Consider the following 17215-nt stretch of genomic DNA (forward strand, 5'->3'; position numbering starts at 1 on the left):
CTACACTACATCGGCAAAGGTGCGTTCCATGCGGCGGAACCACCAGAAGCCGCTAGTCAGAATCATCCCAATCAAAACCAGTGAAAGCAAAAATCCCGGCCAGTAAATCATCGCTTCTTTTCCGGTGATTGCCCAGCGGAAGCCTTCTATTACTCCTACCATCGGATTGAACGCATAGAACATTCGCCATTGTTCCGGTACGATACTGCTGCTGAAGCCGACCGGTGAAATGTAGAGTCCAAATTGGATAAGAAAAGGGACGACATAACGAAAATCACGGTATTGCACATTGAGGGCTGAAATCCACAGTCCGCAGCCAAAGGCAAACAGGAGGGCTTGGAAGAGAAATAACGGCAAGAGGATAACGTGCCAGTCGGGAAGAAAGCCGTACCACAACATTAACCCGGCTAATATGACCAGTGATATGAAAAAGTCAATCAGCGAGACGATAACCGAACTGGCTGGCATGACCAGGCGCGGAAAGTATACCTTTGTCAGGAGATTCTGGTTGTCGATAAGGGAATTGGAACTTTCTGCAAGCGTATTGGCGAAAAACTGCCAAGGCAGCATAGCAGCATACACCATCACTGGATAGGGAATCCCATCTGATGGTAATTTTGCCAGTTTGTTGAACACAATGGTGAATACTACCATGGTCAGGAAAGGGCGAAGTACGCTCCAGGCAATACCGATGGCCGTCTGTTTATAGCGGACTAGGATATCGCGCCATGCCAGGAAGAAGAAGAGTTCACGATATTTCCATATATCGCGCCAATAATGGCGGATACCGCCGCCAGGCTCCAGGATCAGGTCAAATTTTTCGTTCATGACTTTTCGGATTATTCCATACTCATGTTCGATTGGTACCCATTTCGCAACAATAATGCTTCACGTTGAGCTTGCTGGAGATCGTGTGCTACCATTTCTCTGCACATATCCCGGGTGCTGATTTTAGGTGTCCAGCCGAGTTTTTCCCTGGCCTTGCTGTGATCTCCCAGCAGTGTCTCCACCTCAGTCGGTCTGAAATATTTTGGGTCGACCCGGATAACGGTTTGGCCAGCTTGTAAATTGGGGGTATTTTCACCTGTGATGGATGCGACCACCGCATATTCATCAGCTCCTTGTCCCTTGAATTGCAGGGTGACCCCCAGTTCCTCAGCGGCCCAGAGGATGAACTGACGCACGCTGTATTGGCGGCCCGTGGCAATCACGAAATCCTCCGGCTGGTCCTGTTGCAGCATTAGCCACTGCATTTCTATGTAATCCTGTGCATGTCCCCAGTCGCGAAGGGCATCAAGGTTGCCTAGGTAGAGGCAGTCTTCCAAGCCTTGCGCAATATTGGCCAGTCCACGGGTAATCTTGCGGGTGACAAAGGTTTCACCGCGCCGGGAACTTTCATGGTTGAACAGGATGCCGTTGCAGGCGTACAGGCCATAGGCTTCCCGGTAGTTGACCGTGATCCAGTAGGCGTAGAGTTTTGCCACCGCATAGGGGCTGCGGGGGTAAAATGGGGTAGTCTCATTTTGGGGAGCTTCCTGTACCTGGCCGAATAACTCGCTGGTGCTGGCCTGGTAGAAACGGGTTTTCCTTTCCAGGCCGAGGATGCGGATTGCCTCCAGGAGTCGCAGGGTACCTAGGGCGTCGACATTTGCGGTGTACTCGGGGCTGTCAAAGCTGACCTTGACATGGCTTTGCGCTGCCAGGTTGTAGATCTCGTTGGGCTGGACTTCCTGGATAATGCGGATCAGGTTTCCCGTATCGGTGAGATCGCCGTAGTGGAGATGAAAGCGAAGGTTTTCCTGATGAGGATCCTGATAGAGGTGATCGATACGTTGGGTGTTAAAGGAACTGGCCCGGCGTTTAATGCCATGTACATGGTATCCTTTTTTAAGGAGAAATTCTGCCAGATAGGAACCGTCCTGTCCGGTAATGCCGGTGATGAGGGCGACCTTGGGGGAATCCTGCATGGGGTTCACATCCTTTCTTGTTGATACCATTCGTAGGTCTGCCTGAGCCCTTGTTCCAGGTTGATTGTTGCCTGCCAACCAAGGGCTTGCAGGAGGCGGGTGTTGAGCAGTTTTTGTGGGGTACCATCAGGTTTTGTCGTATCGTAGGTGATATTGCCGCAATAACCGACGATCCCTGCGATAGTCGTAGCTAGCTCAGCTATACTGATGTCGCTGCCGTAGCCGACATTGATATGGCTCTGCATCGGGGTAGTATGGCGGGATATCACTTCCTGCGGCAGGTTCATTACGTGGATGCAGGCGGCAGCCAGGTCGTCGACATGGAGAAATTCGCGCCTAGGTGTACCGGTGCCCCATATGGCGACTGAGGGAGAGTTGTTCAGCTTGGCTTCATGGAACCGGCGAATAAGGGCAGGTATCACATGACTGTGTTCTGGATGGTAGTTGTCACCGGGACCGTAGAGATTGGTGGGCATGACGCTACGGTAATCTGTCCCGTGGCTGCTGCTATACTGTCGGTTGTAACTTTCGCAGAGCTTGATGCCAGCAATTTTGGCGATGGCATAGGGTTCATTGGTCGGTTCCAGAGAACCGGTCAGTAGTGCGTCTTCCGCTATTGGTTGATCTGCAAGTCTTGGATAGATGCAGCTTGAGCCGAGAAAGAGAAGTTTTTTTACACCCGACCGCCATGCCTCATGGATGACGTTCGCCTCCATCATCAGGTTTTGATAGATGAACTCTGCCGGAAATAAGGAGTTGGCCTGAATACCGCCCACCCGAGCTGCTGCAAGATAGACCTGATCTGGCCTGGTGGCTCCGAAAAAGTCGCGTACCGCCCTTTGATTGGTCAGATCCAGTTCATCGTGGGTGCGGACGACGATATTTGCGTTTTCCGTGGCATGAAGTGCTTTGATTATGGCTGATCCTACCATGCCGCGGTGTCCGGCGACGTATATCATTGGTGTATGGCACATAGTTGGCTTGTGAAGGCGTTAGATCGGATGTGATATTCAGGTTAGAAACTTGAAAATAACCAAAACACCATTAATCAGTAATTGAAATTTCAATTGCTCGGAGAAGAATATATCTGAACCCCATATTCCACTATATGTTTGATTAAGTCCGTGTTCGAAAGTGATTCAAAATGCAGTATATCAAAAAAATGAGGTATGGTGGTCTCCTCTTCAAGTGCCATTTGAAATGATGCCACTGTATGTTTATTTATATTCTTCCCAAAGAGAGCAATGTCGATATCTGAACCTGGTTTTGCATTGCCCATTGCCCATGATCCGAAGAGAACCACTTTTTTTATAGCCTTGTCTCGTTTGGCGATAGAGATGATAGAGGCAATGTATTTTGGGTTCAGGTGAATGATGTTACCTCTCGTGAGATTGTGCATCGAACCAGGCAACGAGCTGTTGAATATAGGGGAAAAAATCATTTTTTATCAATGAGTAGGCATCCTTTGCCATTGCCTCATCGTAGGTATGTGCCAAAAAATTCCGCTTTGTGAGCATTTGCAGCCAAATATCACCGTTTTCGAGTATTTCATAGTGGAAGGCCTGTTTGATAACTTCTCTGGGAAATGATGAATCCACACCCTGGCTTTCCAGGTAGTCTTTCAGTGTTTTCCAGCACAGCTCAAAGGTAAATTCAAAACTTTGGATGATTCCCTGGATCTCTATATCACTCGGTGTAGTGATGGAAAGACCTTTATTGAGTTGTTTAAAGGCCTTTTGTAGATTTTGATTTCTTTGTTGCCAGCGTATTTCTTTGAATTTCATCAGTTAGTTAACTTGTTTTTCCACAGTATAAATTGGGGCCGGTTGTTGAAAATGGCCGCGTTTTTTTTATATTCGTCCGTTGTCATGATGAGCGTTCTGATTTTTCGTTCGATATACCGCTCGGTTTTGGTGGTGAGATCCACAAGGTTTGTTTTGTCTATGTCGCCAATAAGAACGAGGTCAATAATGCCGGTATCCTTGCCAACAGCGTAGTCGTCAATCAAGAAGGCCTGTTGCAGATTCCCCAGGCGAGAGATCATGGAATTTAGGATCTGGTCCATGCCCAAGGCTTTTTTGACCATGGACTGCAGCTCGTTGAACAACGGATGTTCCTGGTTGGCCGAGAAAAAAACCTGCCTCCCTTCCTTGTTGCTCACCAAAAGTTTAGCCTCGCGTAACTGATCAAGTTCTTCTTTGATATGGCTTGGGGAGACCTGAAAGTCGTTGGCGAGTTCGCGCAGGTAAGCCGACCCGTTCGGGTTGAAAAAAAGGCGCATCAGTATTTTGATGCGCGTTTTAGAGGTGATCAGGCCAGAGAAAAGTGAAATCATATGGATAGTTTTGTTCTGTTATTTAGAACAGTATCCATTTTGGCGGAGAGAATGTCAAGTGGAGTATGCTAAATTCTTTTATTGCGATCTTTTTGAAGTTAATTGACTGAAATTAAATATTTTTGTGAAAATTTTTAATAATTCTTTTGTCTAAACAATTACGCAGAAAAGAGTTCATTGCTTGCATATCGTTTGACGAAAAGAAGTTCAGCATAAGCGTGTTGAATTCGAGCTGCTTTTTTACTGGGACATTGATGGCGGGATACCCCGCATCGAGCAGTATGCCGTTCATCATGAAACGCCCCATGCGTTTATTGACATCCCAAAAAAATTGGGTTCTGGCCATTTGTAAGAATGCTGTGATTGCTCGGTCGTAGATATCTCCTATTTGTTTGATTTTAGATTCGATTTCTAGCCAAATTGTATCGAGTAGTTCGGGAGATGGCGGAGCATAATCGGTGCCACTGATGGTCACATTTCCAGAACGAAATACGCCCCACTCAAATGCTTCCTCTTTTCCGGCAATACTATGCAACTCTAGAGCTATTGATTTTGAGAATTCAAATTTATTGTCACTGATCATCGTGAAAAGGTGTCTCCAGGTGTTTGCCTGGTTAATGACCATATTTTGGTCACTTATTTTGTGGCCACCAACGGTTATCCCGTCAAGAATGGTTTGTACTTCAGGGAGGGTGATGGCGACACCTTCTAGGTTGACTGCCTCGTAAACCAGCGCTGGTATCTCTCGAATGGCGAGGTGTATGGCTAGTTTTTTATTGGGGATCATGTTCCAGTGATTATCTGATAAATCCATTTTTCTAGTAGGTGTTAGCTTTTTCCTAGAATCCGCAAGCATATTAGTCGGTGGCCACCCGCCGTCACGGATTCATGGTTTCGGCAATGACAGGACAAGGTACCCATTACCACTCCAAAGTGGTTGATCGGATTGGGCAAAGAGTGGGGTTACTCGTTGGCGCTTGGTTTCATTTAACTGGTGCAGCCATCGAAGTGTCAAATCGGTTCTGAGTAGAATGTACTGGATGTTGTGTTGCCGCATTTCATCAAGAACGGTCTGTGTTGAATCAGTCCCGGAAAGAAAATTAGCCAGGATGCTCCCCGAAGTATAAGGCTGTTCAAACACCGGTTGAAATTTCATGTAATATCCCCGATTACCGAGAAAGAGACAGAGCACTTTTGCATCCATTTTCACAGTGTTGTTGGCGAATTGGATCGCAGGATATTCAGGGCGAAAGGTGGTTATATATTGTTCGCGGTTTGTTTTGCCAAGCACGTAGGAAAGAGGTTGGACTGTAGAAAATTGGGTGTATAGATACTGTACATTATACCCCAGCATGAGGATGCCCAAGCAGGCCATGCTTAAGGAAGCAGGGGGGGAGTTAATGGTCTCAGGTAGACGTATTCGTTGCACCAGTCCACGAAGTCCATACATCGATAGAATAGTGAGGGGCGGGACAATGGGCACGATATATCGTATCCGCATTGCCTCCTGGAAAAAGGTAAAGAAGAAGTAGAGCAGAGAAAACCAGAGTAAAATGTTCTGTTCTTGTCGCTGTCGTCTGTCTTGAGGGCGGAAAGCAAAAGCTAGGATCGGCAGGATAAACAAAAACGGGGTGAGCTTGCCGTCAAAATACCGTGGGTTGTCGTCTTGTCCTTCAAAAAAGAATCGTATGGGCAGTAGGCTCGCCTGCCACCAGGTCTCTTGGTAGAGAATTTTTCGTGCGATGAAAGGACCGCCTGCTTTGCTAGAGAGTTTTTTGAGCTGGCTGGCAATGTTTTTTTCGCCCTGCTTTTGAGCGTTTATTTTAGTCGTATTTTTTTGCTGAAAAAGCGAATTGTGGAGAGGGTATATCGGATTGCCCGTCCAGACATAGTTGCGAACAAACCAGGGGGATAAAGCGGTGAGTGAGGCAAGTAAAAATAGAGAAGTGTACAACAATGCTCGCAGATTACTTTGGTTTTCTTTTCTGCAATTTCGTTGAAAGATAACAGGAACAAGGAGGGTGAGAACAACTATGGACACCAGGCCATTGTATTTAGTCCCAGCCGCTAGGCCGCAACAGAGGCCTGCTGTTATGAGCGTTTTTAAGGGAAAGTGCTGTCTTGCCCAGGAAAGGAGCAACAGTAAAGAGGTTGTGGTGAAAAAAACGAGCCCAAGGTCTACATAGACCGTAATCGAAAGTTTAACGATGATGGGCACGGAGAGAAAGAATATGGCACCGAATATTCCGTATAAGCGACCAAGACGTTTGTTGAGGTGATGATAGAGCAGCAGGGCGGTGAACAGGGCAAAGAGGTAATGGATATATTTGGGTATAATGTCGTTGCCTAAAGCAAGCGAAAGCGTATAGAGCAGGTCGAGATTCATGGGGTAGTAGGAGAACGGGATCTCTGGAATCTCGTATATGCCACCGTTCTTCAGCCATAGATTGGGGACAAAGAGGTGGTGGGTGAGAGCGTCTCGATCTACAGGAGGAACTGAACCAAGGAGGAAAGTGCTGAAGACAAGCGCAAGGAGAAGGAGAATAAGCCCCCAGGTGACTATTTTTTCAGGATGTTTCATTGTTGAGCGGGGCTTTGAGAAAATCGACTATAAATTGGTACTGCCCCTGTTTAATCAAGGAGAGAATTCTATCCATATCCATGTTCATGTAGTCATGAACAATACGGTTGCGCAGCCCGATTATGGCATGCCATTGATCTAGTTGCGTTCTATTGATTCCATTAATTCTCGCTAAGGCTTCAAAGGCATCATAAGCCGAGATCGGGACTTCTTTCCCATGTGCTTTTAGTTGCTGCTTGGCTTTGCCAATGGAATTTTCAATAAGTACTTGCAGACTATGTAAAACTCCATTCTGCTCCAAGGGAGAGAGATGTTGGGAGGTGAGTAAACGTGCTCGGGCCTCGTCTAACAATGCCCCTTGTTGCGCCGCAATGCGCTTGGTTTCAGCATGATAGAGGTCAGTGCGCATAGATATCTTCCCAGTAGTATTCTTCAAGCTCTCGCCAAGTTCTTTGGAGAAATCGTTGCCATGGCAGGCCATCTTCACCAAGGATGACGATTCCGTTATTGGCAATTTCGGCCCGCATTGCAAGGTTTGCTCGAGGGGTATCGACAAGATCAATAGCTGTTTCTGGAAGGTTTAGTCTGTTGGCCAAGTTGTGACGCAGAGTTTCGGTGAGACGTAACTGTTCCAGCCAGTCTATGTGCCTTTGCCATTGAAAGGCGAAGTCCCAATCACTCGTTAGTGAAGATGTACCATTGGCTCGGCTACCGATCAATACGGCGAACTCCAGGTGGGGTTCTGTTGCAAGTAACCGGCAGATGTCAGAAAGTTGCTTTTCAGGCATCTCTATTCAGTATTGTTAGTGAAGATAGGGGTGCAGTATTTCAGCGGGTATCGCACCTGGGTACACTTTTCCGTTGATAACAAAAGTAGGGGTTCCGATAATCTCAAGCTTCATTCCTTCACGAATATCATAAAGAAGTATGTTACGAATAAACTCGCTGCGGGTTGCTGCGGCAAGTTCTCCTGCATGCATACCAGTCATCTCTGCCAGTGTTCGCGTGTTAAACGCTTCTTTCTTTCTCCCCATAGTATACAGTGCATCATTCATCTTCCAGAATTTATCTCTACTTGCTGCAAAGATACCTATCATGGCCATTTTACCTGAACCCACATGAAAAGGCTCTGGTACGATGACATTATTGAAAGCATGGTCCATTGGGTAATGGTGGTGAACCAGGCGAATTGTTTTTGGGTGTTCCATGATCAGTTGGCGGAGAAAAAGATGAACTTTACTACATTGGAAACACTGATAATCTGTGTATTCATGGATGGTTAGCTGTGGGTGCTCGGCACCAATCCACGGGTGGCCTTGTTCGGTGACCCCATGTGTGAGCTGGCTGGTTGTAGTGGGAGGCGTGTACAACCAGTAGGGAGGGATAATCAATCGGGCAAGGATAAAGGCACCGCAGATGCACAGGAGGCCACCTCTACGGGCTGGGCTTTGACTGATTGATCGTATGGCGGAGACAATACCTTGGGGGGAGGCTGGTTCGCAGAATCGCCGAATAATCAGCCAGCTGTAAAGGAGCAGGGAAAAGTTCAAGGCATAGCTAACCATGCAGAGAATACAGTGTGCTCTTATAAGTGTAGCGGAAATGTAACCCAAATACAGGGATATGCCTGAAAAAAATAATGCGAGCAAAAAAAACAGATACCAGACAGTCTTTTTTTGGGCTGCATCATCTCTAAAGATGGCTGAAAAGAGAATCAGAAAGAGCGTGTACCCCCCTAGGCCCCATAAGGCCAGAGGTAGCCCCCAAAATATTGACCAAGGGCTTTGTGCGACAGTATCGCAGTTAATGGATTTTGATAGGGCGCAGAAGCTGGAAAAAGAGAGGTTTGTGTAATTTTGGTAATGAAGCCAGGCGAGGTAGCCTGTATCAATTACACCAAGAAGTATAAGGATCAATACTGGAATGGTGTAAAAGCGATACGGCAAATGATCCGATGTATGTGTCAGTAAACGTGCCATTATGGTAATGAAATCGAATTTATCAGTGAGCGGTGAGCGCTTCTCTGGTTGCTTCGTCGATAAATGGGGTGATGATTGGTACATTGACGGGCACAGAAGAATACTCTTTCGGTAATGTTTCGAGATCTGCCTTGATCGCTGGAAGGCTATGCAAACTAACCAATTGGGATGCATAGTTTTTTGCGATTGTAAAATCGTTTGCTAAGGTTCGGTTTTCAATCAAGCTGTACAATACTCTTCTGTCACCAGGAAAGAGCTTTAAGGCCTGTCTGAGAAACCAGTGACCTTGGCTGAGAGAACCCGCCCTGGTGAGGCTTACCCCGCAGTTGTAGAAATATCTTTCTTTGTTCACCATGGTGCGGCGTATGGTCTGGCTGCTTGCGATGGCTGCCTCTTTGGGGCGGTCAAGCCATAAGAGAAGGAGGGTCTTTAGATTAAAAAATCGGCTTTGTAAATCGTTTTTTGCTATTATTTTATTCACTTGATCGAGCGCTTCGGTAAACCTGCCCTGTAGAGCAAGGGCATTTGCTAGATCAAAACGGGAGGTAATGAAATTTGGGTTGATATCCAGAGATCGTTGATAGTTGAGTATGGCTAAATCAAGCAGCCCATAATTTGCATAAATTTTTCCGATATTGCCGACAATGGCTGCTTTGAAGGATTTTCTTGGACTTTCAAGCAGGATCGCTTTTTCCAAGAGTGTAACAGCTGTTCGTAGGTTTTTAGGATTTTTTTCTTTTTGCCAACCGTAAATCTCCCCAAGTTTGGCATAAGGCCTGGCATTTGTCGAAGCCTTGTGGAGTGCGTCAATCCAAAGTGATTCTTCGCTCGCCCAGGCTTTGTTGCGACTGTAGGTGCCGAGTCCGAGAGTCATGAGAATAACGGGTATGGAAAAAAGAAGGGCGGTATGAATTAGTCTTTTTGATTGCCTGGTCTTTTCAATTGCTGAGCAGAGCCCTGTGGCAACTGGAAGAAAGAGGAACATCGATGGTAGATAGTTTCGATGTTCAAATATCATCTCCAGTGGAATGAACGATGATTCTACTATATGATTGACTAAAAAAAACAGAATCGCAAAACAGAGGAAAGGTTTTTTCCTCCCTTGTAGAAGGGCAAAAATAATCAGGCTAAAAAGTATAATGATCGCTGGTAGTGTCGTCCATGGGTGCCAGAGAGATGTTGACAGGGGAAAGCTATGATCGATGGTAAGACGTTCAGGAGAAGGAAAAAAAAGGAGTGAAAGGTAAAAAAGGAGAATTGATGGTTGTGTTAAAAGTCGTTCCCCAATTGAGAAAGGGCGGCTGCCAATAGGTTGATTGAGATAATAAAGAAGATTGTGGCTGATAATGTAATAGATACCGGCAATAAAAAAACAAATCGTCAGGAAAAGCCATATTTTTAATGCGGTTTTTGAATACTTACCATTTGATTTATATAGAAAAAAATATTCAACTATGAGAATTGTTGGGATCAAGGTTATTCCGTTTTCCTTGCAGCCACATGCAAGGAGAAATGTAACTAATGATAAAAGGAAAAAAAGTATTCTTTCGCTTTTTCTGTGTGCATGTCGAGCTTTAATGTAACTATACAAGGAAAGGATGAAAAACATGGCGGCCATTGAGGCCATTCGCTGAACAATATAGGTGACGGCTTGTGTTTGTATCGGATTGATTGCCCAGAAAATGCTGGCAAGTAAGGCTATTTCACGGGCATTTTTTTGGATAGTTGGTTCTACTCTTGCAGTTTGAAGAAGAAGCGTGCTGCTGGAAAAAAGGATGATGGTTGTGCAAATATGTATAAATATATTAACAATGTGGAATCCTATAGGATTATTCCCGCAAAAATACCAATTGAGAGCAAAAGAAAAATTTGAGACAGGACGATATAAATTCCCCTCTGTAAAGGGTTTTGCAAAAAAGGAACCTTTGAGCGCTTCTGGAAGAAAGCTGTTTATGTGAATTGGGAAGTTGTTGAGAATGTTAGGAAAGTCATCAAGTGCCCAAGTTGTGTCGAAAGAATTTGAATAGGCTATAAGCACTAGTAGAGTTAAATATAATTTCATAGGGGATATGAATCTCATATATTACCCTTGAAGTTTTTTTTGTTGCACTAAGTAGTTTTTTGTATGTTGTAAAAAATAAAAAAGCCTACAGGTGAAGCTTGTAGGCTTTTTTGAGAGAGAAATGTTTGAATTGATATCTTAAATATTATTCTAATTAAAATTGAAAATGATTACATGCTCAGGACCTTTCTATATACAGAAGATCCATCCCAACCGTCACCTGCTGTTCCAGCTGAATTAGCGCTTTGATAATCACTTGGGCATCTGCCGGTGGCATCGGTAACTGTTATGGTAATTGCGGTGTTTGGATCACCAGCGCCTATGGTAAATGAGTTTCCATTCGAACCTTTGTAGGTAATGTCTGCAGTGGCTATATCAGTATGTGTTGGAATTGCAAAATAATCAGAAATTGCAGCTGCAACCGCGTTGGCATCGCTTTCTGCTGCTGAGCAGAATGATTTATTTCTATAAGCAACAAAATTCGGAATAGCAATAGCAGCCAAAATACCGATAATCGCGATAACGATCATTAACTCGATCAGGGTGAAGCCTTCTTCCTTTGTCCGCAGTCTCAGTCTGTTAAGTGTCATAGGTTGAACCCTCCAAATGTGTGTTGGTCGTGCCGAACGGTGATTCGTCGGCAATATGTATGATGTCAAATCTAATGCAATAGCTGCGCCTGTCAGATTTTTTTCTGTGAATTTATTGTTTTTCGGTCGGTTAGAAGTATTCGGTTGTTTTTCCTCCTTCGTTCTATACAATCACAGCATGGTGTTGCTGACTTTTAGTGACAACTGAGTGTCACAGGTGACAAAAAATGTCATATTTGAGGTCCCAAGTTTTGCCTAGAAACTGATGCAGAAAAGGCTGTGGCATGCGTCTTGGCTTAAAATCACATATAATCACACTGTTATTTACTCTTTTGTCGATGGCCAGTGGCCTGACTCTCTTTGTCACCCTGACCTTTTGGTCTCGTGAGGCAGCCTTTTCCTTTTCACGCGAGAAGGAGCTTGCCCTTCATTTGCTCGCTGAACATCAATTTTACCGTTACCTCTCTGTTGGCTATGAAAGTGAATATGCCCGTGCCTTGCTTCAGGAGGCTTTGAATCAGCACGGGGCGCTGGCAGGATGCGTTCGTAAACAAGGGGTGACGCCTTTCTGTTTGGGGGGGATTGAAGAACACAGCCTTGATTCGCTGAAAAAATTACTTGATACAACTTCTCAACACACTGTGGTTCGTCGGTTTATCGGAAAGCGATGGGGGGGGGCCGTTTTCGGAAAACAGTATCTTGATTTAGGCTTACGTGTTACCGGGCCTGATCTGTCCAATTATCCTGTTGCGTTACGCTTCCCTCTTGACGAACTGTATCGTAATATTTGGTCATTGCAGCGATATATCGCACTGTATCTACTCTTTAATGTGATTATTCTCACTGTTATAGGATTTTTCAGGATTCGTCAGTTTCTTTTAAAGCCTGTTGAACGTCTTCTCCAACTCACGCAATCATATAAAGATGAACAGGGAGTCCCTTTTCTCGCGCTCCAGGAGTCGAGTGAACTTGGCCAGCTTCAGGTTTCTCTTCAGCAGATGCTTGGACGTATTCGTACTGACAGGGAAAAACTTGAACAACACCTCACCTCCCTGAAACAAGCCAATACCCAGCTGCAAAATACTCAGCAAGAGATGATTCGTGCAGAAAAGCTGTCCTCTGTTGGACGATTGGCTGCAGGAATGGCCCATGAAATTGGCAATCCTGTAGGTATCGTTCAGGGGTATCTGGGCATGCTTGGTCAGGGGGAGGTTTCTTCTGAAGAACGTAAAGAATTTTGCCAACGGGCTGAGCATGAGTTGCAACGTATAAGTACCCTGATTCGCCAACTTCTCGATTTTGCCAGGCCTGCAATCGGCAAGGAGGTGCTGGTTGAACCTCATCAAGTCATTACGGATGCGCTTGCCCTTCTGCGGCCGCAGCCACTCTTTGATTCAATTGATATCCAGAACGAGTTCTCCGCTGGCAGCCTACAGATCTACTGCGATCCCGATCAACTCCTCCAGGTCTTATTAAATTGTTTGATAAATGGTGCCGATGCTATTTCCGCTGCTGGAAGACCGAAGGGGCAAATTGCTGTGAAAAGTTCCCGGCAACAGATCGAAGGTGCCCCCTTTTTTATACTCACCATAGCTGATAACGGTTGTGGGCTTTCTGATGAGAAACTTGCTGCCTTGTTTGACCCCTTTTATACAACCAAGGCCCCTGGTGATGGCACTGGCCTGGGGCTTTCTGTTTCCTATGCTTTGCTGCAGCAGATGAAAGGCACCATCACTTTGTCGAATCGGAAAGGAAATGGGGCAAAGGCGATTATAAAAATACCCATAGTTGCCCCGTCACCTGCTGAGGTATCACATGGCTCAGATTAGTTCAAAACGGCTGCTTGTCATCGATGACGAAGAAAACATGCGTCATATGCTTTTTTCTATGCTCACGCGCCTGGGGTATGAGGTCGATGTTGCTGCCAATGGTGAGTCAGGCTTGCGGGCTCTGGCGCATTCAGGCTACGAGGTCATTCTCTGTGACATCCGTATGCCACAAATGGATGGTATGGAATTTTTGAGCCATGTCTGCAAGCAGAATATTGAGACGACCATCATTATGATGTCGGCCTTTGGTACCGTCGAGACGGCCCTCGAAGCAATGCGGCAAGGTGCATACGACTATATCTCTAAACCTTTTAAGGCTGATGAAATCGAGCTAACGCTTCGTAAGGCGGAAGAGCGTGAAAAGCTCAAAAAGGACAATCAACTCCTTCGGGAGAAGGTAGCAGCCTTTGAAGGAGAATGCTCCTTTGGCAGAATGGTTGCCCGCAGTAAGTTGATGCTGGATATATTTGCTTTGGCAAGAAAGGTTGCACCACACCCGACAACGTTGCTGATCACAGGGGAAAGTGGCACGGGTAAGGAGCTGGTGGCCCAGGGAATTCATGAGCTGAGTGGAAGAGAAGCTGATCGTTTCGTTGCTATCAACTGCGGCAGCTTGCCAGAGAGCCTGATTGAAAGTGAGCTGTTTGGCTATGTCAAAGGCTCTTTCACAGGGGCTGAACGCGACAAAAGTGGGCTTTTGGTCAAGGCCAGTGGAGGCACGCTTCTTCTTGATGAAATTGGAGAGCTGCCCCTTGCCTTGCAAGTCAAGTTGCTTCGTGTATTGCAGGAGGGGGAAGTGCATCCTGTGGGTGCGAGCAGCCCAACCAAGATTGATGTTCGTGTGATCGCTGCCACTGCTCGAGATCTTGAGCAGGAGATTAAGCTTGGCCATTTTCGGCAAGATCTCTACTACAGGCTCAATGTTGTGCATATAAAGCTGCCTTCGCTTCGAGAGCGAGCGAGCGATATTCCTCTTCTGAGTGAACATTTCCTGAAAAGATATGCGAAGCGACTTGGTGCCAGGGTAACCTCAATCGCCCCTGCTGCTATGATGCTCTTGATGCAACAAGAATGGCCGGGAAATGTACGTGAGCTGGAAAATGTTATAGAGCGGGCTGTGGTGCTTGCTGAGAAAAAAGTAATTTTGCCGGAAAATCTACCTGATGGATTTGGGGCTAAGTCAGGAGGGCGACGGCTTGATGATTACTTTGGCGGGTTCAGCATCAAGCAGGCACAAAAAATTATGGAGAACTCTCTTATTCGTCGAGCACTGGAAGCCACGGGGGGGAATAAGTCCAAAGCTTCGGAATTGCTCGAGATAAGCTATCCTTCCCTGCTGAGCAAAATCAAAGAGTACGGCATCGGTTTGTAAAAGAAAGGGAGATGGAGGGGTAGTAAAAAAATTAATAAAGCTGGAGTTGGTGTTAATTTTTTTTATAATTTGAATTGTTTTACAGAGCCGTTGTTGGATGATTCAAGTTTGTATTTCCTGAATTTATATTAAAAGAACAGGTTGTTATTCAATTTTTCGTCGATTTCGCTCCAACCTGGTTTGCATTTTGTATTGAAATGGGCGGAGGGCCTTAATGAAAACAATGCACAAACACTCTTACGCATCGGAAAAAGGTTTTACACTCATGGAGGTCATGGTGGTGGTCGCCATAATCGGCATCATGAGCATGATTGCTATCCCAAGCTATTTAAGCTGGAAACCTGGATATGAATTCCGCGGTGCCGTTTCCAGAATTGCCTCGGATTTGAATAAGGCCAAGATGCGGGCACTTGAAATTCGCAGAGAATGTAGGGTGCTTTTCTGTGGCAACGCATATCAGATTATAGATAGCGGACAGACAATGTACACCGCATGGGAGTCCAATGGCGCAAATTGTCTTTCCACTGCACAGCAGGCAACCATTGAAGGGAGTGGTCGCCGCGTGAAAAATGTTTCGCTGGCAGACTATAATAACGTCACCGTTGCTTCCAATCCGACTCCAACCTTTAACCCTCGTGGATATGCGACAACTCTTGAAACCATTACGGTTAACCATAGGAAAAATGATGGTACTGTTGACCTCTCTGTCGATATCACTGTCAATCAAACCGGCCGAGTACATGTGGGGTGGTAAGGATGAGTGTGGTGAATAATTCTCGAGGTTTTACCCTGGTCGAATTGCTGATTGCGATGGTCATTCTCGGTGTTGTCTTGACTGGTGTTGTCCGTATGTTCAGTGCCACGGGGCATCATCATGCAGCACAGGAGATGATGGTTGATCTTGCCCAAGACCTCCGGGCAGTCAAGCAGCTCATGGTGTATGAACTCCGCACTGCTGGCTGTGACCCTCTTTTGAAAAGAACATTTGGTTTTCAAGTTGATGCGAACGATCGATACGATACAGATGATAATTCCTTTCATTTTACCGCTGACACGGACAATGGAGATGGTGATGGCCTTTTGGAGCCTGATGGAGATGCCAATGATCCCCGTGAAGATATCAGCTATTACCGAACAAATGATGATTGTGAAGGAGCGGTTGGTGGTGTGATGGCTTCGGGCACGACAACTCCCGGGTGCCTGAGGCGTGATGTTGGGGCAGGGGGGCAGCCACTCATGGCTGGAGTCACAGGTTTTCGCCTTCGTTATTACGATATTAACGGTACGGAGTTGACAGGGGCAGATCTGGCTACGCTTGGTAAACTTGAAAAGATCGATACGGTCCGGGTGATAATTAACGCACAGGTTGAGGAACCTACAAAGGTCAGTGCAGATGCCCAAGAACAACAGTTGGATTTTCGTGTGTTGATAAGAAATGGCTAAAGAGAGGGCATCATGAGGCAATCCAGAAATAAGGTTCAGGGGGAGAAGGGGTTTACTTTAATAGAGGTAACCATGGCCATGGTTATTCTCGGTATTGGTATTATGTCAATTGTGGCGCTGCAGACCCGCGACATGGCGTACAACAACAGTTCGCGAAGACAAACAGAAGCGTATACCTGGGCGATGGATCGTGTGGAACGTTTGCGAGCGATCTCGTATACAGACGCTGATTTGATAGTTAGCGGGACTGCAAAAACCGATAATGAAGGTCCGTACACTGTTCGTTGGTTGGTGAGCGATAACTCTGCAAAGGTTCCAGACACCAAGAAGGTAGATGTGACTGTTTTATGGAATAATAGAACAGTCTCGACGATAGTTATTACCCGCACATTATCATCGATGTAATAGTTTCTTTTTTTGAAGGATGAAGAGGCCGGATATGACAAGATTACTTAATGAAGAGCAAGGGACCGCGATCGTTGCCGCACTGCTCATTCTCCTGTTGCTTACCTTTGTTGCCATTTCGGCTACAGATACGACCATCAATGAAAAGGCCATGCTTCGTAGCGAGGCCCTTTTTGAGCAAAACTTTTCCTTGGCCGAATCCGCAGCGCTGGAAGGGCTACAAAAATTGGCGAGTAAAGATAATGATGATATCGATGATTTAAATCCTAACCTCATATCTTCTACTTCAACCAACAAGGATTTGGTGGTTGGAATAGATAGCGAAGAGATGGCAGATATAGTCGATCTCTTGGATGAAAGTGGGGATGGCGTAATTGACAAAAATGATTTTTATACGGATTCAAATGGGAATGGCAAATTTGACGCAACTGAAAAGCTTGCCAACCCTTCTTTTGAAAAATCTGATATCGGCTCAGAGACCTACCGTTCTGCTATTATGCTCCCTATTGCTGAACAGGAATCCTTAGGCATTACGCAAACAAAGAGTCGTCTTTATCGATTTGATGCCATCGGTCTTTCAGAGGACAACGACGGGAAGTCAGTGATCCTTATTGGCTATAAACGAAGAATTGAGCACTGATATTCTCTCATA

19 protein-coding genes are annotated in these 17215 nt (G+C 45.8%); 6 read left to right on the plus strand and 13 right to left on the minus strand.

Features of this window, described 5'->3' with window-relative positions; genetic code table 11:
- The 13 genes from JWJ90_RS08910 to JWJ90_RS23525 form a co-directional block, all read right to left on the minus strand.
- Positions 1-828, minus strand: a complete 828-nt coding sequence (locus tag JWJ90_RS08910) for an ABC transporter permease (protein WP_205226872.1) — start codon at positions 826-828, stop codon at positions 1-3.
- An 11-nt stretch (positions 829-839) separates the two neighbouring features.
- Complete coding sequence (gene gmd / locus JWJ90_RS08915; protein ID WP_240194839.1) at positions 840-1997, minus strand: GDP-mannose 4,6-dehydratase; 1158 nt, start codon at positions 1995-1997, stop codon at positions 840-842.
- Positions 1973-2941: a GDP-L-fucose synthase gene (fcl, locus tag JWJ90_RS08920; protein ID WP_338032307.1), complete on the minus strand. Its 969-nt coding sequence runs from the start codon at positions 2939-2941 to the stop codon at positions 1973-1975. The genes gmd and fcl overlap by 25 nt, the downstream gene beginning before the upstream one ends.
- An 89-nt stretch (positions 2942-3030) precedes the next feature.
- Entirely contained in the window at positions 3031-3408 is a 378-nt protein-coding gene (locus JWJ90_RS23920; protein WP_420828900.1) for a nucleotidyltransferase domain-containing protein, read from the minus strand.
- The gene (locus JWJ90_RS08930) at positions 3344-3751 is read right to left on the minus strand and encodes a nucleotidyltransferase substrate binding protein (RefSeq protein ID WP_240194840.1); all 408 of its coding nucleotides are present in this window, start codon (positions 3749-3751) and stop codon (positions 3344-3346) included. Before JWJ90_RS08930 ends, JWJ90_RS23920 begins: the two co-directional genes overlap by 65 nt.
- Positions 3751-4302 carry a winged helix-turn-helix domain-containing protein gene (locus tag JWJ90_RS08935; RefSeq protein WP_205226875.1) on the minus strand — a complete coding sequence of 184 codons (552 nt, stop codon included), beginning with the start codon at positions 4300-4302 and terminating at the stop codon, positions 3751-3753. Before JWJ90_RS08935 ends, JWJ90_RS08930 begins: the two co-directional genes overlap by 1 nt.
- 112 nt (positions 4303-4414) lie before the next feature.
- Positions 4415-5158 carry a Fic family protein gene (locus JWJ90_RS08940; RefSeq protein WP_240194841.1) on the minus strand — a complete coding sequence of 248 codons (744 nt, stop codon included), beginning with the start codon at positions 5156-5158 and terminating at the stop codon, positions 4415-4417.
- A 30-nt stretch (positions 5159-5188) separates the two neighbouring features.
- Entirely contained in the window at positions 5189-6883 is a 1695-nt protein-coding gene (locus JWJ90_RS08945; protein ID WP_205226876.1) for an ArnT family glycosyltransferase, read from the minus strand.
- On the minus strand, positions 6870-7292 hold the full coding sequence (hepT, locus tag JWJ90_RS08950) for a type VII toxin-antitoxin system HepT family RNase toxin (RefSeq protein ID WP_205226877.1): 423 nt from the start codon (positions 7290-7292) through the stop codon (positions 6870-6872). The genes JWJ90_RS08945 and hepT overlap by 14 nt, the downstream gene beginning before the upstream one ends.
- On the minus strand, positions 7282-7671 hold the full coding sequence (gene mntA / locus JWJ90_RS08955) for a type VII toxin-antitoxin system MntA family adenylyltransferase antitoxin (RefSeq protein ID WP_205226878.1): 390 nt from the start codon (positions 7669-7671) through the stop codon (positions 7282-7284). Before mntA ends, hepT begins: the two co-directional genes overlap by 11 nt.
- A 15-nt stretch (positions 7672-7686) precedes the next feature.
- The gene (locus JWJ90_RS08960) at positions 7687-8862 is read right to left on the minus strand and encodes a vitamin K epoxide reductase/DsbA family protein (protein WP_205226879.1); all 1176 of its coding nucleotides are present in this window, start codon (positions 8860-8862) and stop codon (positions 7687-7689) included.
- Positions 8863-8884: 22 nt separating this feature from the next.
- A complete protein-coding gene (locus JWJ90_RS08965) occupies positions 8885-10924 on the minus strand; it encodes a tetratricopeptide repeat protein (RefSeq protein ID WP_205226880.1) in 2040 nt (679 codons plus the stop codon).
- A gap of 170 nt (positions 10925-11094) precedes the next feature.
- Positions 11095-11514, minus strand: a complete 420-nt coding sequence (locus JWJ90_RS23525; protein WP_205226881.1) for a prepilin-type N-terminal cleavage/methylation domain-containing protein — start codon at positions 11512-11514, stop codon at positions 11095-11097.
- Positions 11515-11798: 284 nt separating this feature from the next.
- Between JWJ90_RS23525 and JWJ90_RS08975 the strand changes: the two genes are divergently transcribed.
- From JWJ90_RS08975 to JWJ90_RS09000, 6 genes are all read left to right on the plus strand, one after another.
- On the plus strand, positions 11799-13343 hold the full coding sequence (locus tag JWJ90_RS08975; RefSeq protein ID WP_205226882.1) for a sensor histidine kinase: 1545 nt from the start codon (positions 11799-11801) through the stop codon (positions 13341-13343).
- Complete coding sequence (locus tag JWJ90_RS08980; protein WP_205226883.1) at positions 13330-14715, plus strand: sigma-54-dependent transcriptional regulator; 1386 nt, start codon at positions 13330-13332, stop codon at positions 14713-14715. The genes JWJ90_RS08975 and JWJ90_RS08980 overlap by 14 nt, the downstream gene beginning before the upstream one ends.
- Positions 14716-14929: 214 nt before the next feature.
- Entirely contained in the window at positions 14930-15469 is a 540-nt protein-coding gene (locus JWJ90_RS08985) for a GspH/FimT family pseudopilin (protein ID WP_205226884.1), read from the plus strand.
- Between the two features lie 11 nt (positions 15470-15480).
- Positions 15481-16158: a prepilin-type N-terminal cleavage/methylation domain-containing protein gene (locus JWJ90_RS08990; RefSeq protein WP_205226885.1), complete on the plus strand. Its 678-nt coding sequence runs from the start codon at positions 15481-15483 to the stop codon at positions 16156-16158.
- A 12-nt stretch (positions 16159-16170) separates the two neighbouring features.
- Positions 16171-16563, plus strand: a complete 393-nt coding sequence (locus tag JWJ90_RS08995; RefSeq protein WP_275889085.1) for a type IV pilus modification PilV family protein — start codon at positions 16171-16173, stop codon at positions 16561-16563.
- Between the two features lie 34 nt (positions 16564-16597).
- Positions 16598-17203, plus strand: coding sequence for a hypothetical protein (locus JWJ90_RS09000; RefSeq protein ID WP_205226887.1), 606 nt, complete (start codon positions 16598-16600; stop codon positions 17201-17203).
- The last annotated feature ends 12 nt before the right edge of the window (positions 17204-17215 follow it).

Source organism: Desulfobulbus rhabdoformis (assembly GCF_016919065.1).
GTDB classification, from domain to species: Bacteria; Desulfobacterota; Desulfobulbia; order Desulfobulbales; family Desulfobulbaceae; genus Desulfobulbus; species Desulfobulbus rhabdoformis.

Excerpts from the sequence above, each read along its gene's own strand:
- JWJ90_RS08960 (WP_205226879.1), bottom strand. The coding sequence starts at position 8,862 with ATGGCACGTTTACTGACACATACATCGGATCATTTGCCGTATCGCTTT.
- JWJ90_RS08995 (WP_275889085.1), top strand. The coding sequence starts at position 16,171 with ATGAGGCAATCCAGAAATAAGGTTCAGGGGGAGAAGGGGTTTACTTTA.
- JWJ90_RS09000 (WP_205226887.1), top strand. The coding sequence starts at position 16,598 with ATGACAAGATTACTTAATGAAGAGCAAGGGACCGCGATCGTTGCCGCA.
- hepT (WP_205226877.1), bottom strand. The coding sequence starts at position 7,292 with ATGCGCACTGACCTCTATCATGCTGAAACCAAGCGCATTGCGGCGCAA.
- JWJ90_RS08945 (WP_205226876.1), bottom strand. The coding sequence starts at position 6,883 with ATGAAACATCCTGAAAAAATAGTCACCTGGGGGCTTATTCTCCTTCTC.
- gmd (WP_240194839.1), bottom strand. The coding sequence starts at position 1,997 with ATGGTATCAACAAGAAAGGATGTGAACCCCATGCAGGATTCCCCCAAG.
- JWJ90_RS08940 (WP_240194841.1), bottom strand. The coding sequence starts at position 5,158 with ATGCTTGCGGATTCTAGGAAAAAGCTAACACCTACTAGAAAAATGGAT.
- JWJ90_RS08930 (WP_240194840.1), bottom strand. The coding sequence starts at position 3,751 with ATGAAATTCAAAGAAATACGCTGGCAACAAAGAAATCAAAATCTACAA.
- fcl (WP_338032307.1), bottom strand. The coding sequence starts at position 2,941 with ATGTGCCATACACCAATGATATACGTCGCCGGACACCGCGGCATGGTA.
- JWJ90_RS08965 (WP_205226880.1), bottom strand. The coding sequence starts at position 10,924 with ATGAAATTATATTTAACTCTACTAGTGCTTATAGCCTATTCAAATTCT.
- JWJ90_RS08910 (WP_205226872.1), bottom strand. The coding sequence starts at position 828 with ATGAACGAAAAATTTGACCTGATCCTGGAGCCTGGCGGCGGTATCCGC.
- JWJ90_RS08975 (WP_205226882.1), top strand. The coding sequence starts at position 11,799 with ATGCGTCTTGGCTTAAAATCACATATAATCACACTGTTATTTACTCTT.
- JWJ90_RS23920 (WP_420828900.1), bottom strand. The coding sequence starts at position 3,408 with ATGATTTTTTCCCCTATATTCAACAGCTCGTTGCCTGGTTCGATGCAC.
- JWJ90_RS23525 (WP_205226881.1), bottom strand. The coding sequence starts at position 11,514 with ATGACACTTAACAGACTGAGACTGCGGACAAAGGAAGAAGGCTTCACC.
- JWJ90_RS08935 (WP_205226875.1), bottom strand. The coding sequence starts at position 4,302 with ATGATTTCACTTTTCTCTGGCCTGATCACCTCTAAAACGCGCATCAAA.
- JWJ90_RS08980 (WP_205226883.1), top strand. The coding sequence starts at position 13,330 with ATGGCTCAGATTAGTTCAAAACGGCTGCTTGTCATCGATGACGAAGAA.
- mntA (WP_205226878.1), bottom strand. The coding sequence starts at position 7,671 with ATGCCTGAAAAGCAACTTTCTGACATCTGCCGGTTACTTGCAACAGAA.
- JWJ90_RS08985 (WP_205226884.1), top strand. The coding sequence starts at position 14,930 with ATGAAAACAATGCACAAACACTCTTACGCATCGGAAAAAGGTTTTACA.